At 66.8% G+C, this 14250-nt stretch carries 12 protein-coding genes; 6 read left to right on the top strand and 6 right to left on the bottom strand.

Annotated elements, in window-relative coordinates; all coding sequences use genetic code 11:
* Positions 1-105: 105 nt before the first annotated feature.
* Genes PYV00_RS13535 through PYV00_RS13525 form a run of 3 tightly spaced genes read right to left on the bottom strand, consistent with a single transcriptional unit; the run spans position 106 to position 2926 of the window.
* Positions 106-1290: a thiolase family protein gene (locus tag PYV00_RS13535; RefSeq protein ID WP_275228797.1), complete on the bottom strand. Its 1185-nt coding sequence runs from the start codon at positions 1288-1290 to the stop codon at positions 106-108.
* A complete protein-coding gene (locus PYV00_RS13530; protein WP_275228796.1) occupies positions 1287-1712 on the bottom strand; it encodes a Zn-ribbon domain-containing OB-fold protein in 426 nt (141 codons plus the stop codon). The genes PYV00_RS13535 and PYV00_RS13530 overlap by 4 nt, the downstream gene beginning before the upstream one ends.
* Positions 1712-2926: a CaiB/BaiF CoA transferase family protein gene (locus PYV00_RS13525; protein ID WP_275228795.1), complete on the bottom strand. Its 1215-nt coding sequence runs from the start codon at positions 2924-2926 to the stop codon at positions 1712-1714. The genes PYV00_RS13530 and PYV00_RS13525 overlap by 1 nt, the downstream gene beginning before the upstream one ends.
* A gap of 138 nt (positions 2927-3064) precedes the next feature.
* On the opposite strand from PYV00_RS13525, the gene PYV00_RS13520 reads away from it, so the two are divergent.
* Positions 3065-4141, top strand: a complete 1077-nt coding sequence (locus PYV00_RS13520; RefSeq protein ID WP_275228794.1) for an aminoglycoside phosphotransferase family protein — start codon at positions 3065-3067, stop codon at positions 4139-4141.
* Positions 4142-4226: 85 nt separating this feature from the next.
* Here the strand turns inward: PYV00_RS13520 and PYV00_RS13515 are convergent, their stop codons facing one another.
* Together PYV00_RS13515 and PYV00_RS13510 are read right to left on the bottom strand one after the other, a co-directional pair.
* Entirely contained in the window at positions 4227-6773 is a 2547-nt protein-coding gene (locus tag PYV00_RS13515; RefSeq protein ID WP_275228793.1) for a TonB-dependent receptor, read from the bottom strand.
* Between the two features lie 301 nt (positions 6774-7074).
* The gene (locus PYV00_RS13510; protein ID WP_275228792.1) at positions 7075-7821 is read right to left on the bottom strand and encodes a dienelactone hydrolase family protein; all 747 of its coding nucleotides are present in this window, start codon (positions 7819-7821) and stop codon (positions 7075-7077) included.
* A gap of 107 nt (positions 7822-7928) precedes the next feature.
* Here PYV00_RS13510 and PYV00_RS13505 point away from each other — a divergent pair, with 107 nt between their 5' ends.
* From PYV00_RS13505 to PYV00_RS13485, 5 genes are all read left to right on the top strand, one after another.
* Complete coding sequence (locus PYV00_RS13505; protein ID WP_275228791.1) at positions 7929-8678, top strand: TonB family protein; 750 nt, start codon at positions 7929-7931, stop codon at positions 8676-8678.
* A gap of 51 nt (positions 8679-8729) precedes the next feature.
* A complete protein-coding gene (locus PYV00_RS13500; RefSeq protein WP_275228789.1) occupies positions 8730-9767 on the top strand; it encodes a mannose-1-phosphate guanylyltransferase in 1038 nt (345 codons plus the stop codon).
* A gap of 10 nt (positions 9768-9777) precedes the next feature.
* Positions 9778-10590 (top strand): class I mannose-6-phosphate isomerase, encoded by an 813-nt coding sequence (locus PYV00_RS13495; protein WP_275228788.1) that lies wholly within the window; start codon positions 9778-9780, stop codon positions 10588-10590.
* A gap of 12 nt (positions 10591-10602) precedes the next feature.
* Entirely contained in the window at positions 10603-11043 is a 441-nt protein-coding gene (locus PYV00_RS13490; protein ID WP_275228787.1) for a DUF2721 domain-containing protein, read from the top strand.
* Positions 11044-11130: 87 nt separating this feature from the next.
* Entirely contained in the window at positions 11131-12393 is a 1263-nt protein-coding gene (locus PYV00_RS13485; protein ID WP_275228786.1) for an MFS transporter, read from the top strand.
* 37 nt (positions 12394-12430) lie between these two features.
* Here PYV00_RS13485 and PYV00_RS13480 read toward each other — a convergent pair whose 3' ends face one another.
* The gene (locus PYV00_RS13480; protein WP_275228785.1) at positions 12431-14191 is read right to left on the bottom strand and encodes a fatty acyl-AMP ligase; all 1761 of its coding nucleotides are present in this window, start codon (positions 14189-14191) and stop codon (positions 12431-12433) included.
* Positions 14192-14250: the final 59 nt, after the last annotated feature.

Below are 14250 nucleotides of genomic sequence, written 5' to 3'. Positions count from 1 at the left end.
CCAAACTCCCGTTTCCGCGATACTTGTCGTATCATTCGAAATAGCGAAATGATTATCGCGATTATGAACTTGTCTGTCAAGCCGGCGACTCGGCGCGCGCCGTGGTCAGTCGCGTCGCAGCAACATCGCGCCGTATCCGTAGCCGCCGTTGGAGATCAGGCAGGTGCGCGCGTCCTGCACTTGCCGCCCGCCGCCCCGGCCCCAGAGCTGCACGGTGGCTTCGTGGATATGGCCATAGCCGTGGAAGCGCCCGGCCGAGAGCTGGCCACCCCCGGTGTTGAGCGGCAATTCGCCGTCGATCGCGATGCGCCGGCCGCCTTCGACGAACGCGGCCGCTTCGCCCCGGCCGACCATGCCCAGCGCTTCCAGCCACAGCCAGACGTGGATCGAGAAGCCGTCATAGATCTGCGCGCAATCCACGTCCCCCGGCGTGAGATCGGTGCGCGACCACAGCATGGCGCCGGCCTTGTCGGCGGCCAGGTGGGTGAAATCGCCCGCGAACTTGCCGACCCACAGGCCGCCCATCGCCATGCCCATCGCTTCGATGTGCAGCGGCGGGTTCCTGAGATCGCTGGCCGCGTCGCGGTGCGAGACCACGATCGCGGTTGATCCGTCGATATGCGAATCGCAGTCGAACAGCCGCAGCGGCGAGGAGATCACGCGCGAGGCGAGGTAATCCTCAAGGCTCAGCGGCTTGCGGTAGATCGCGTTGGGATTGTGCGCCGCGTTCCTGCGGCTGTTCACCGCGATCGCGCCCAGCTGCTCGGATGTCGCGCCGTACTTGTCGAAATAGGCCTGGGCATAGAGCGCGAACGTGTTGATCGGCGAAAGCGCGTTGAACGGCACGGTCCAGGCATTGTTGCCCTCGATCCGGGCGTTGCGCTCGCCCGCCATCAGGGTGGACTGGCGCGATGCCAGCCGCGCCGTCGCCTGCGCCACGGTGCGAAAGATCACGACATGGCGCGCCAGCCCGCAAGCGATCGCGGTGATCGCGTTGAAGATCGGCGCCATGTGCGAAAAGCCTTCGCCCGAAGCGAGGATCCAGCGCGGATCGATGCCGAGCACGGCGGCCGCCTCGGCGGGCGAGACCGGCGCGATGCCGCCGCCTTCGGCCGATTTGCCGGGATAAGTCGCGACACCGTCGATGTCCGAGACCTTGAGCCCGGCATCGGCGATCGCCTGCAGGCAGGCATCGGCGGTCAGCTGCAGCGCGGTGCGCGAGGAGGGACGGCCGACTTCGGACTGGCCCGCGCCGGTGATGCAGGTCAGCTTTTCGGGCAGGTCGGTCATGCTGGCGCGTCTTCGGGCCGGAACATCGGCAGCCACACGTCCTCGTGCGGTTCGAACGTCACCGCCACCGCCATGCCGTGGCGCACCTGGTCGACCGGCGCCAGCACATTGGTGAAGACGTAAAGCTCGCGCTGCTCGGCCAGTTCGACCACGCCGAACACGAACGGGACCGGCAGGCCCGGAATCCAGGGCTCGTAATTGATCGTATAGGTCGCCAGCCGGCCCTTGCCCGATACCGCCGCCGGGGCGACATCCTCGCTGCCGCACGCGGCGCAGTGCGGGAAGGGCGGGTGCTGGTACGTGCCGCACGCCGTGCAGCGCTGGATGCGTAGCGCGCCCTCGGCGCCAGAGGTCCAGTAGAACGCGCTGCCCGGTTCCAGCAGCGGCAGCTTGCGCGGCGGGGGAGGAGGGGCCGGCGCCATCAGAAGACCACGCCCTGCACCTTGAGGTCGATGATCGCATCCTCGCCATAGCCCAGGCTGGCGAGGATCGCGTCGCTGTCGGCGCCCAGTTCGGGCGAGCGGGTGGAGCTCAGCGGCTTGCCGTCGAACAGCATCGGCACGCTCACCATCGGGATCGCGCTGCCATCGCCGTAATCGACCTGCTTGAGATAGCCGTTGGCCTGCACCTGCACGTCGTCCTTCATCTCGCCCACGTTCTGGACGACGTCCCACTGGCCTTCCTGGCGCGAGAGGATCGCGCGCCATTCGGCCAGCGTCTTCGCCGCGAACAGCGCTGTCACCTCGGCATAGCAGGCACCCAGGTTGTCGCGCCGCGCCTCGGCCGTGGCGAAGCGCGGATCGGCGGCCAGATCGGCCCGCCCGGCCGCCGCGCAGAACGGCGCCCAGTATTTGTCGGCCTGCAACATGCACAGCGCCACGAACCGTCCGTCGCTGGTGCGGTAGTTGCCGACGAGCACGTTGTGCGGCTTGTCGGCGGGCGGCCTGGCAAAGCTGTCGATGCCCTCGGCTGTCGCCTGGCAGATATAGCGCTGCATCGACCACATGGCCGTGCCCAGCAGCGAGACGTCCACTTCGCCAGCTTCTCCCGTCATCGCCCGTCTGGCGATCGCCGCGCAGATGCCGCCGGCCAGCATCGCGCCCGACAGCGTATCTCCGAAAGCGGGGCCCGGGGGCCCGACGGGATGGCTGGCGCCGGCATCGGTAAGGGATGAGGAGATGCCGCCGCGAGCCCAGAAGGTGATGGCATCGTATCCCCCCTTTTCCATTTCGGGGCCGCCAGGGCCGACACCGCTGCCGCTGGCGTAGATGATATCGGGAAATTGGGCGCGGATCGCCGCCGCGTCGATTCGCATCGCGCGTCGTGCGCGCGGCAGCAGGTTGGTCAGGAACACGTCGGCGTCGGTTAGCAGCTTCATCAGCACCTCGCGCCCGGCTTCCTGCTTGAGATCGAGCGTGATCGACCGCTTGCCCCGGTTGTAGCTTTCCCAGGAATAGTCGATCGCGCGCCCGGTGGGCTGGAGATTGCCGATCTTGAGGCCGCGCAGCGGATCGCCCGTCGGCGGCTCGATCTTGATCACGTCCGCGCCCAGATCGGCCAGCATCCCGCCGCACGCGGGCACGAAGGCCCACATCGCGACTTCGACGACCTTTATGCCCTCCAGCGGCTTGCCCATGCCTCTCCCCGGTGTCGCGCGGTTCGGGCGGTGCTTCCGGTGACGCCCTTGTGACCACGAAAATTCTCTATTGCGAAGCATGGAACGAAATGGCGAATTGCGTCAAGGGATGATCACAGCAAATCGAAAGGGAGAACGATGCCTGAAACCACACCCCCGCCCGTGCCGGCGCAGCCGCGGATCGCGGTGCCCAGGACCTTGCGGGAGGCGCTCGATCCCGCCTGGCTGGGCGATGCGCTGCGGGCCTGCGCCGACGGCGCGCGAGTCGAATCGGTGGAACAGGTCGAGCTTATCAGGACCGTGGCGACCAAGGTGCGCTTTGCCGTCACGTTCGCCGGATCGCCGGAAAAGCGCGGCTTCTGCCTCAAGGGCCTGCTCGATGTCGACGAGATGACCGCGCGCGGCGGGCCGACTTGCGTGCTCGAAGCGGATTTCTACTGCAAGGTCGCCCCGGCGGTGCCGGACTTGCGCGTGCCCGAATGCGTCAGCGCGGTGATCGATCGCGAAGGGCAGCAGGCGGTGATCGTGATGCGTGACCTGATCGTCGATGGGGCGCGCTTCTGCTCCGCGCTCGAACCTTTCACCGCCGATGATGCGGCGCAAAGCCTGGCGCAACTCGCCACCCTCCATGCCCGCAGCGATTTCCTGGCCGGGGCCGACTGGATCAGGCCGCGCGCGGCCGAGCTTGCGCGGATGACCTATATCACGCCTGAGCTGCTGCAGGAGATGCTCGACGGTCCGCGCGGGGTGAACCTCCCGCCCGAGATCCGCGACGCCGCGCGCCTGATCGCGGCGATGCGCGCGCTGGCCGCACGTGACGAGGGGCGGCGCCAGTTCATGATCCACGGCGATGCCCACGCCGGCAATATCTTCCGCACGGCCGAAGGCATGGGCGTGATCGACTGGCAATTGCTCCAGCGCGGCGGCTGGGCGCTGGATGTCGCCTATCACCTCAACGCCGTGCTGCCGACATCAATCGCCGAGGCCGAGGAACGCCGCCTGCTGGGCGAATACCTCACGCGGATGCGCGCCGCGGGGATGGCCATGCCCGGTGACGAGGAGGCCTGGGCGCAATACCGCGAGGCGATGGTCTATGGCTATTACCTCTGGGCGATCACGCGCCGGGTCGACCCGCCGATCATCAACCAGTTCGTCGATCGGCTGGGCAAGGCCGTTTCCAGACACGAAAGCCACGCCCTGTTGGGCGTGGCTTGAGGTTTCCGGCCGTGAGGCCGGGTGTGGGAAGGGCCTGGCCGCGTGGCCTGGGCCCTTCCCTTGTCGCGCAGGACTGTCGGCCGGCTTACTTGCCGAAGTTGTAGCGCAGGCGGATGCCGTACATGCGCGGCGCGCCATAGGCAAAGTCGAAGATGCCCGACGATTCGTAGCCGCCGCCCGCCGTCATCTTGTAGATCTTGTTGGTGACGTTGGTGGCAAAGCCGATCACGTCGAACCCGCTCTGGAGAACGTTCTTCCAGCTCGCGTTGAGGTTGAGCAGGCTGGTGGACGGGATGCGGTTGTTGCCGTCGACAAGCTGGCTCGACGTATACGTGAAGGTGGCGCCGAACGAGAGTTCGCCCACCGTCTCGTCCACCGGCAGGTAGACGTCGGCGGACGTGGTCAGGCGATGCTTGGGCGAATAGGTCAGCGGATCGCCGGGATTGCCGCGCGGGATGATCTGCTCGAACGGGCTGTCGGCCGTCAGCGTCGGCGCCACCAGATCCTTGATCTTGGTATCGAGGTAGGTGTAGCCGGCCGAGAGCCGCACGATGTCGAGCACGGTCGCGCCCGCATCCACCTCGACACCCTTGATGACGGACTTGCCCGCGTTGATGATCGCCGCGCCGCCGGCCAGGCCGCTGTCCGGCTTGGCGACCAGCGCGCCGAATACCTGCTGGTTGCTGAAGTCGTTATAGAAGGCGGCGATGTTGAAGTATCCGGGCACGCCGCCACGGAATGTCAGCTTGGCGCCCAGCTCATACGTATCGACCTTCTCGGGCTTCCAGGTTTCCAGGCCGGGATTGGTGAAGTTGACGCCGCCCTGGCGGTAGCCGCGCGAGTACTTGGCATAAAGCAGCGTGTCCGGCGTCGGCTTGAAATCCAGATCGATCAGCCAGGTCGGCTTGTTCGACTTGTTGGTGATGCGCGTGCCGCAAGCGGTGACATCGCCGCCGTTGGTGATCAGGTTGACGGTCGGGTGGTTGAGGTTATCGTTGCAGACGCGCGAGAACAGCCGCGTCGTGCCGCCCAGCGCGGCCGGGAACGTGCCGAAGACGTAGCGGTTGCTTTCCGAATAGCCGACGATCTTGTCGAAGGTCCAGCGTCCGCCAGCCGTCAGCGCCAGCTGGTCGGTGAAGTTGTAGGTGCCTTGCGCGAAGATGCCGTGGTTGTCGAACGACAGCTTGGTGCGCGATTCCGAAATGATCGCGCCCGGAAGCGTCATCGCTGGCGAGTTGGGGAACAGGGCGCCGGCCGGAAGCGGGATCAGCGGCACGCCGCCGGTGCAGGCCAGCGTGCCCGGATCGGTGCAGTTCCCGTAAATACCGGTGCGCTGCTGGTTCCAGCCGAGCGGACGGCTGAATTCGAGGTAGCCGCCGACCACGAAGTTGAACTTGCCGTCGGACGAGCGGCCCTGAAGCTGGAGTTCCTCGGTCACGGTCGATTCCGCCGCCGCGTGGAAGCCGGGCTGCGTATCGAGCTGGATGTAGTTGAGCGGCGCGCCGATCGTCAACGTTCCGGCCGCGGCGAGCGCCTGTGTCACCGGCGTGTTGGGAACGCGGAAATTGTCGCTGTAGAGGTTGAACGCGGAATCTTCGGTGAATTCGCCGTAGCTGGCGATGTTCTTGACGGTCAGGTTGTCGCTCGCCTGCCAGGTCGTGGTGTTGATCACTTGCCAGGTCTTGAGCAGGAAGCGCGGATCGGGATTGCTGATCTCGACGTCGAGCGGGCCGTCGCCGCGCGCGGTCTGCCGGTCAACCTGCTCGCAGGCGGCATTGGCGGTGAAATAGCGGGTGAAAGCCGCCGGGCTCGCCGCGCGGTCGCAGCTTTCATAATGCGTCGCATAGCCGTTCGTGTCCGAGCGGCTGTAGTGGAAGATGGTGTAGTTCTCGAGTTCGGGGGTGAGATCGGCGACGATGCTCAACCGGCCATAGAAGTAATTGGTGTCGTTGTAGTCCTTCGGGCCGATGCCCGAACGGTTGCGCATGTAGCCGTCGCGCTCGTTCCGGTCGATCGAGGCGCGGATCTTGAAGGTATCGGCCAGCGGCACGTTGACCGCGGCCTGGACGCGGCGCTGATCGAAATTGCCGTAAGTGCCTTCCAGATAGCCTTCGAGATTGTCGGTCGGCTTGGCCGGGACCAGCAGGATCGCACCACCCGTCGTGTTGCGGCCGAACAGCGTGCCTTGCGGGCCTTTGAGCACCTGGACGTTCTGCAAATCGGTGAACGAGCCGGCGCCCACGGAGTTGCCCGAGGTCGTGCCGCCTTGCGCGCGCACGCCCACCACGTCGGCGAAATAGACGCCCACGGTCGGCGCGGTCGACTGATCCTGGTTGAAGCCGCGCAGCGAGAAGCTGGCCTTTTCCGCGCCGTAGCGCGTGTTGACCGAAAGTGATGGCGTATAAGTCGCAAGGTCGGAAGCGACGACGATGTTGCGCTTTTCGATCGCTTCGTTGTTATAGACCGTGATCGAGATCGGAACGTCCTGCAGGCGTTCCTCGGTGCGGCGGGCAGTGACGATGATGTCGCCGGGGTCTGCGGCGGCGCTCTGCGCCAGCGCCGGTGCGGCAAAGCTCATGCCGCCAAAGGCGACGCCGAGCATCAGGCTGGTTTTCAATCCTCTTCCAAGCATGTCGAACTCCTCCAAAAACCTTGCTTTTTTCTTGTAACCGCGCGCGAACGCGGCCTTGGGCCGGTGTTACCGGCTTCTCGGAAGCTTCAACGTTCTTCGGGGACTTTGCGCAGGTATTGGTCACGCGGACGCACGACGCCATGTGGCAGCCATCTCAAGCCCATCCATCCCTCATATTCGTCGAGCCGTTTCGGCTTCTGCAATTGCCCGCCGGAAAGGCGAGCAAATGAGAACCTAACGTAACATTTATGGCTTCACAATAGTGAACATGGCGTCGAAAAGTTGAACAAGGTTAGTATTTCTACGGCCTGTTGGGCGCCCTGCCGGGGCAACTGCCGATCGTCTGTTCCAGCAGGCAAAGTGTGCCTGCCCAGGACACGCGATGTGCCAACGGGTGATAGGCGATGCCTTCCAGCCCGATCGTATCGTGGTCGGGATCGGTGAACGAATGCTGCGCATAGCTGAACAGCGTGGCCTGGTAACTGGCGCCGGCGGCATCGAGTTCGGCCCGCAGCGCGTCCAGCTCGGCGACGGGGGCATAAGGATCGCGTCCGCCTGACCAGACTGCGACTTGCGCTTTCACCGCGCCCGGCCGGGCCGGGGCGTGCGTGGTCAGCAAGCCATGGTAGGCGACTGCCGCCTTCACGTCCGCCCCGCTGCGCGCGAGTTCGAGCACGCACTTGCCGCCAAAGCAGTAGCCGATCGCGGCGACGCGCGCGGGATCGACATCGCCGCGTGCGGCGACCGCCTCGAACCACGCGACAACGCGTGCGCGCAGCCGGTCCGGCGCTTCGAGCAGCGCGGCGAAATGCACCCCGGCGGCCTGCGGCGTGGCGATGTCGGCATCGGCGCCGTACATGTCCACGCCCACCGCGAGATAGCCGAGGCCGGCCAGTTCGCGCGCGGTTGCGCAAAAGGTCGCGCCGGGGCCGGTGGCGCCGGGGAACATCAACACCGCCGGGCCGCGCGCCGCGCCTTCGGGGTGGGCCAGGAAGCCTTGCAGGCGCGTGCCGGCATGGTCGATGGTCATGGCTTCGAATTCGGGCATCGGCGTGATCTCTCCCTTGCTGGCATGTTGCCGGTCTGTCTGCCGCCTGTGGATGGCTTGCCGGCGCGCCGCTGTCAAAATCGTGCCCGGCGTGGCATATCCCGCGCATGAGCCAGGCCGATCTGACACCGCCGCGCCGTGTGCGTCTGGCTGTGGGATTGCTTGTCGTCCTGCTGCATCTGCTGGCGATTGGCGCACTGGTGCGGGCCTTCGCGCCCGATTTTTCCGCTTCGGTGGTGGCCGGGCTGGGTCATGCGCTGACCGTCACGATCACCACGCCCGAACCCCCGCCCGAACCCACGCCGACGCCCGAGCCGCGCCCGCAAGCGTCCACCGCCCGTCCGCAAGGCGCGGCGGCGCCGGCGGCCCCCAAGGCCGTGCCGAAGGAAGCCGCCGCGCCGCGCCCCCGGATCACGCTGGCATCGCCCGCCGCGCCGCCGGTCGCGGCAAAGGGCGCCGCCGATGCCGCGGGCGCGGGTGAGGCGGGTGCCGGCACGGGTGCGGGCGGCGCGGGGCAAGGCACCGGCGCCGGGGCGGGTGGCACCGGACAGGGCGGCGGCGCGGCGGCCCGAGCGGTGAAGCTTTCGGGCGAGATCAATTCCGCGCGCGATTATCCGCGTGAAAGCCGTGACTTGCGCATCGGCGATTATGTCGTGGTGGCACTGACCGTCGGCAAGGATGGGCGCGTGCGCGATTGCCGCGTGCACCGCCCCAGCCGCGATCCCGAGGCGGATCGGATCACTTGCCGGCTGGCGAGCGAACGCTTCCGCTTCCGTCCCGCCACGGACGCTTCGGGCCAGCCGGTCGAATCGGTCTATGGCTGGCAGCAGCGCTGGTTCTATCCGGGGCGCGACTGAGCGGATTTTTTGTTTAGGATTCGTATCGAGTTGGTCGATACCGTCGCGGATATGCCAAAGATCGTTCCAGTGATTCTGTGCGGCGGCAGCGGAACCCGCCTCTGGCCGCGCAGCCGGGCCGCCAAGCCCAAGCCGTTCCTGCCGCTGGTGGGTGATAGCACGCTGTTCGAAGCGACCGTGGGGCGCTGCCCGCCCTCGCGCGGGTTCGATCCACCCGTGGTGGTGACGGGAAGCAAGCATCTCGATCATGTCGAGGATCAGCTTGGCGAAAATTCCGGCGCCGCGATCATCGTCGAGCCGGCCGCCCGGAACACCGCCGCCGCGATCGCGCTGGCCGCCTGCCGGCTGCCCGACGATGCGATCATGCTGGTCTGCCCCAGCGACCATCACATCGGCCGGCCCGATGCTTTCGCCGATGCCGCCATCGCCGCCGCCGCGCTGGCCGAGGAGGGCTGGCTGGTGTCCTTCGGGATCGAGGCCAGCGCGCCGGAAACCGGCTTCGGCTATCTGAAGCGCGGCGAGCCCATCGGCGACCGGGGCTTCCGCACCGCCCAGTTCGTCGAAAAGCCCGATCTGGAGCGGGCCAGACAGTTCATCGCCGAAGGCACCTACGCCTGGAACGGCGGGATATTCGCCTTCCGCGTCAAGGACTTCATGGACGAGCTTGCGGCGTATCGTCCGGCCATCGCCGCCGCCGTGCGCAAGGCGGTCGCGGGCGGGCGCGAAGACGGTGCGCGGTTCCATCCCGATGCCGGCGCCTTCGCCGAGGTCGAAAGCGAATCGGTCGATTACGCGGTCATGGAAAACACCGCGCGCGCCGCGATGGTGCCCGCCGACATGGACTGGTCGGACATCGGCAACTGGCAGGCGCTCCACGTCGCGCTGGAGCGGGACGCGCATGGCAACAGCGTGCGCGGCAAGGCCGAACTGGTCGATTGCTGCAACGTGCTGGTGGACAGCGACGGCCCAACCGTCTCGGTGATCGGGCTGGAGGACGTGATCGTGGTGATCGACGGCAACGACGTGATGATCACCTCGGCCGCCGGCGTGCAGAAGGTCGGCAAGCTTTCGGGCGCGGTGAACCAGTGAGCTTGCGGGCATGAGCGCGGGCCTGCCGATCCGCCAGGTGGAAAAGCCCTGGGGGCGCGACGTGCTGCCCGCGCCGTTCTGCGCGCCCGCCGGCCAGCGCATCGGCGAGATCTGGTTCGAACCGCCGCCCGAACTGCCGCAGCTTCTGGTCAAGTACATCTTCACCAGCGAGAAGCTTTCGATCCAGGTCCACCCCTCCGATGCCGAGACCATGGCGCGGGGGCTGGGCCGGCAAGGCAAGGAGGAATGCTGGCTGATCGTTGCGGCCGAGCCGGGCGCGACGCTGGGCATCGGCTTCCGCCACGCCATCGGGGCCGAGGCGATGCGCGCCGCCGCGATGGACGGATCGATCGAAGGGCTGATGGAATGGCACACGGTCCATCCCGGCGATTTCTTCTACATTCCGGCCGGCACGGTCCATGCGATCGGCGCGGGCGTCAGCCTGATCGAAGTGCAGCAGAACAGTGACATCACTTATCGCCTCTATGACTATGGCCGGCCGCGCGAGCTGCACCTGAAGGAAGGCATGGAAGTGGCGCATGGCGAGCCCTATCCGCCCGCCTGGCGGGACCGGGCGCCGCCGCGCGGATCGAAAGTGCTGGTAGACGGGCCGCTGTTCCGGCTCGACCAGGTCGAAGGCGCGCCCTCGGCCGACGTGGCGGCCCGGTATGACGGCGCGCTGCTGGTGATCCCGCGCGAAGGGCCGGTGCACATCGCCGGCGAGGAAATCGCGCCGGGCGGCTGCGGGCTGGCGCGCAGCCTGGATGAAGTGGAGTTCGCCCGCACCGGAGTATGCCTGCTTGCGCGGCCCTGCGTGTCCTGAGCGGGGTGGGCGATGATCGCCCAGACCATCCAGCTCGCGCTCGCGCCGGTCTTCGTGCTGGTGGCGATCGGCAATATCCTCAACATCCTGTCCACCCGGCTGGGGCGGATCGTCGACCGGGCGCGGACGCTGCAGGATCGGCATGTGGAGACCAGCGGCCCCGATCACGACATGATCGTGGTGGAAATCCGCGTGATCGACCGGCGCATCGCACTCATCACCGGGGCGATCAGGCTGATGGTGATCGCCGCGCTGATGATCGGCACCACCGTGGCCGTGCTGTTCTTCGAGGAGATTTCCAAGTTCAACCTGCAAATGGCTGCGACTGCGACCTTTCTTGTCGCGCTGACGCTGCTGATGGGCGGGCTGGTGCAGTTCCTGCGCGAGACCCAGATCGCGGCGGCCGCGCTGCGCATTCCGCGCGATTACCTCGAACTCGACCGCGATCTCTAGCCCCGGCGGCGGACCGCCGCTTGCTTTCGCCATCGCAGGCCCGCACAGCCTGTCTCTTGCGCGCACAGACGCAGGGGAGGATGGGACATGAACGCAGCGACGGTGAGCGCGGCGCAGGAGTGGAAATCCGGCTGGACGCTGGTTCTGGCCTGCTCGGTCGGCTTTTCGTTCTTCTCCGTGCTGCTTTCGGCGACGGGCCTGTTCATGGGGCCGCTGGCGGGCGAATTCGGCTGGAGCCGCACGCTGCTTTCCGCCGGCCCCTCGATCGCGACGGCGGTGACGGCGATCCTTTCGCCGTTCTACGGTGCGCTGATCGATCGCCATGGCTCGCGCCGGCTGGCCTTGCCGGGGATCGTGCTCACCATGGGCGCGGTGGCGCTGTTTTCGTTCGCCAGCGGATCGGCGGCGCAATGGATCGGCCTGTGGGTGCTGTTCGGCCTGATCTCCACCAGCATCAAATCGACGATCTGGAGCGCGGCCGTGGTGGGCGTGTTCGAGAAAGGGCGCGGCCTGGCGCTGGGCCTGACGGTCGCCGGCACGGCCGTGTCGCAAACGGTGGTGCCGCCGCTCGGCAATTTCCTGATCGGCGAATTCGGCTGGCGCGCCGCGTTCGTCTGGCTCGGGATCGGCTGGGGCGGGCTGACGCTGCTGCTGTGCTGGCTGTTCCTGTTCGATGCGCATGACCGGGCAAAGGCGCGGGCCGCGCGCGATGGGCAGGTCGCGGCGGTGCGTGGCGCGGTCGAGCTGCCGGGCCTCACCCGCGCGCAGGCCTTGCGCGATACCGCCTTGTGGCGCGTCGCCCTCTCGACTTTCGTGGTCATGGTGCTGACCATCGGCCTTGGCATCCACTTATTCCCGATCCTGACCGAAGCCGGAGTCTCGCGCGCCAATGCCGCATGGCTGACCTCGCTTTCGGGCGTGGCCGGGATCGTGGGCAAGCTGGCCACCGGCGCGCTGCTCGATCGGTTCCGGCCCAACTGGATCGGCGGCGTGACCATGGGCGTTACCGCCGTCACCTTCTTCCTGCTGATCGACGGAATGCGTTCCCCCGCCGCGATCATCTGCGCCATGCTGGTCAATGGCTATGCCGCCGGCACCAAGACGCAGATCTGCGGCTTCCTGACCGTGGGCTATGCCGGGATGCGCAATTTCGGCTCGATCTATGGTGCCATGTCCGCGCTGGTGGCGCTGGCATCGGGGCTGGGGCCGATGATCGCCGGCATGGTCTATGACAGGGCCGGGGGTTACGAGCCGTTCCTCTGGGCCGGCGTGATCGGCTGCACGCTGGGCGGGGCGCTGCTGGTCAGCCTGCCGGCCTATCCGAAATGGGAAAAGCCGGCCGCGATTTGACTCGCGACCGGCTTCGTTGGGTAACTGGCAATAGCGGTCAGGCGGCGAGCTTGAACGGCTCGATCTCACCCGAAAGGTAAAGTTTCTTGGCCTTGGCGCGGCTCAGCTTGCCCGAGCTGGTGCGTGGCAGGCTCTTGGGCGGCACCAGCTCGATCACGCAGTTCATGCCGGTGATCGAGCGCACCTTGTCGCGGATCAGGTCGCGCAGCTCGATCCGCTTGTCGGGATCGGACACGCGGCAATGGACCAGCACCGCCGGGGTTTCCTCGCCGTTTTCCATCTCGATCGAGAAGGCGGCGATGTCGCCATGGTTGAAGCCCGGCAATTGTTCCACTGCCCATTCGATGTCCTGCGGCCAGTGGTTCTTGCCGTTGATGATGATCATGTCCTTCGCCCGGCCGACGATGAACAGATAGCCATTGGCCATGTAGCCCATGTCGCCGGTATCGAGCCAGCCATCCACCAGGCAGGCGGCGGTCGCTTCGGGATCGCGGAAATAGGAATGCATCACGCTGGTGCCCCGGCACCAGACCTTGCCGATCTGGTGATCGCGCAGCGATTTGCCGTCCTCGCCCCGGATCACCACTTCCATGTCGCGCACGGGCTTGCCGCAATTGACGATGGCGCGGTAGCGGGCGGGGCGCGACAGGTCGCGCGGAGAGCCCGAAAGCCGCTCTTCCTCCACCAGTTCTACGCGGATGCCTTCGCCCGGCGGCATCACGGTGACGGCCAGCGTCGCTTCGGCCAGGCCATAGCTGGGCAGGAAGGCGCTGGCCTTGAAGCCCGCGTCGGCAAAGGCGTTGACGAAGCTTTGCATCACGTCGGGCCGGATCATGTCGGCGCCATTGCCCGCGAGCCGCCAGCGCGACAGGTCGAACCGATCGGACACCGGGCTCTGGCTGGAAATGCGCCGCGCGCAGATGTCATAGCCGAACGTGGGCGAATAGGAGATCGAGGTGCCCTGGTTGCGCGTGATGAGATCGAGCCAGGCAAGCGGGCGCCGCGCAAAATCCTCTGTCCGCAGGTAGTCGCCCGAAAGCTGGTTGGCGATCAGCGACAGGAAGCAGCCGACCAGCCCCATGTCGTGATACCACGGCAGCCACGAGATGCAGCGGTCGGTTTCGATCACTTTCATCGCATGGCTGTGGCTGGCCAGGTTCGACAGCAGCGAGCGGTGCGTCACCGCGACGCCGTGGGGGAACCGGGTCGATCCGCTGGAATATTGCAGGTAGCAGATATCCTCGGGATCGGGCCGGGGCAGGTCGCGGGCGGGCGCGCCCCCGCTGGTGAATTCCTCCCAGGTGCCATGGCCGCAGCCTTGCCGCGCGGCGGCGGCGGCGGTCATCTCGGCGATTTCGGCCGGGCCGACCAGCAGCGCCGGGTCCGCGCTCTGCAACTGGACCGCGAGCTGCTCGATATAGTTGTCCTTGCCGCCGAAGCTGGTGGGCAGGGGCAGCGGCACCGGCCACACGCCGGCATAGATCGCGCCGCAGAACAGCGCGGCGAAATCCGGCCCGGTCTCGGCGATCAGGGCGATCCGGTCTCCCGGAACCAGCCCGCGCGCGATCAGGTCATAAGCGACGCCAAGGGCATCCTCGCGCAGTTCCCGATAGGGATAGGCGCGCGTCAGCACGCCGCGCGGGTCGTGAAAATTGAGTCCGCGCTGGCCGGTGGCGGCATAATCCAGCGCTTCGCAAAACGTGCCGAAATCCGCCAGCCTGCGAGGCAGGGTATCTTCGTTCGGCGTGGGAAGGAGCGTCTCCTTCGCCTTCGGCACCATTTTTATGGTGTCGGTCATTCAAGGATAACCTGTTGTTGTTGATCCGATATTCCCGCGAATTCCTGGGCCATTAGCCG

The sequence above is a fragment of the Novosphingobium album (ex Liu et al. 2023) genome (assembly GCF_029076845.1).
Lineage (GTDB): Bacteria > Pseudomonadota > Alphaproteobacteria > Sphingomonadales > Sphingomonadaceae > Novosphingobium.
Note: the sequence above shows the minus strand (reverse complement) of the source record. Positions and strands in the feature narration are given on the sequence as shown.

What these genes read in the sequence shown, in the direction of transcription:
- PYV00_RS13535 (WP_275228797.1), bottom strand. Translation starts at nt 1,290, where the DNA reads ATGACCGACCTGCCCGAAAAGCTGACCTGCATCACCGGCGCGGGCCAG.
- PYV00_RS13530 (WP_275228796.1), bottom strand. Translation starts at nt 1,712, where the DNA reads ATGGCGCCGGCCCCTCCTCCCCCGCCGCGCAAGCTGCCGCTGCTGGAA.
- PYV00_RS13525 (WP_275228795.1), bottom strand. Translation starts at nt 2,926, where the DNA reads ATGGGCAAGCCGCTGGAGGGCATAAAGGTCGTCGAAGTCGCGATGTGG.
- PYV00_RS13520 (WP_275228794.1), top strand. Translation starts at nt 3,065, where the DNA reads ATGCCTGAAACCACACCCCCGCCCGTGCCGGCGCAGCCGCGGATCGCG.
- PYV00_RS13515 (WP_275228793.1), bottom strand. Translation starts at nt 6,773, where the DNA reads ATGCTTGGAAGAGGATTGAAAACCAGCCTGATGCTCGGCGTCGCCTTT.
- PYV00_RS13510 (WP_275228792.1), bottom strand. Translation starts at nt 7,821, where the DNA reads ATGCCCGAATTCGAAGCCATGACCATCGACCATGCCGGCACGCGCCTG.
- PYV00_RS13505 (WP_275228791.1), top strand. Translation starts at nt 7,929, where the DNA reads ATGAGCCAGGCCGATCTGACACCGCCGCGCCGTGTGCGTCTGGCTGTG.
- PYV00_RS13500 (WP_275228789.1), top strand. Translation starts at nt 8,730, where the DNA reads ATGCCAAAGATCGTTCCAGTGATTCTGTGCGGCGGCAGCGGAACCCGC.
- PYV00_RS13495 (WP_275228788.1), top strand. Translation starts at nt 9,778, where the DNA reads ATGAGCGCGGGCCTGCCGATCCGCCAGGTGGAAAAGCCCTGGGGGCGC.
- PYV00_RS13490 (WP_275228787.1), top strand. Translation starts at nt 10,603, where the DNA reads ATGATCGCCCAGACCATCCAGCTCGCGCTCGCGCCGGTCTTCGTGCTG.
- PYV00_RS13485 (WP_275228786.1), top strand. Translation starts at nt 11,131, where the DNA reads ATGAACGCAGCGACGGTGAGCGCGGCGCAGGAGTGGAAATCCGGCTGG.
- PYV00_RS13480 (WP_275228785.1), bottom strand. Translation starts at nt 14,191, where the DNA reads ATGACCGACACCATAAAAATGGTGCCGAAGGCGAAGGAGACGCTCCTT.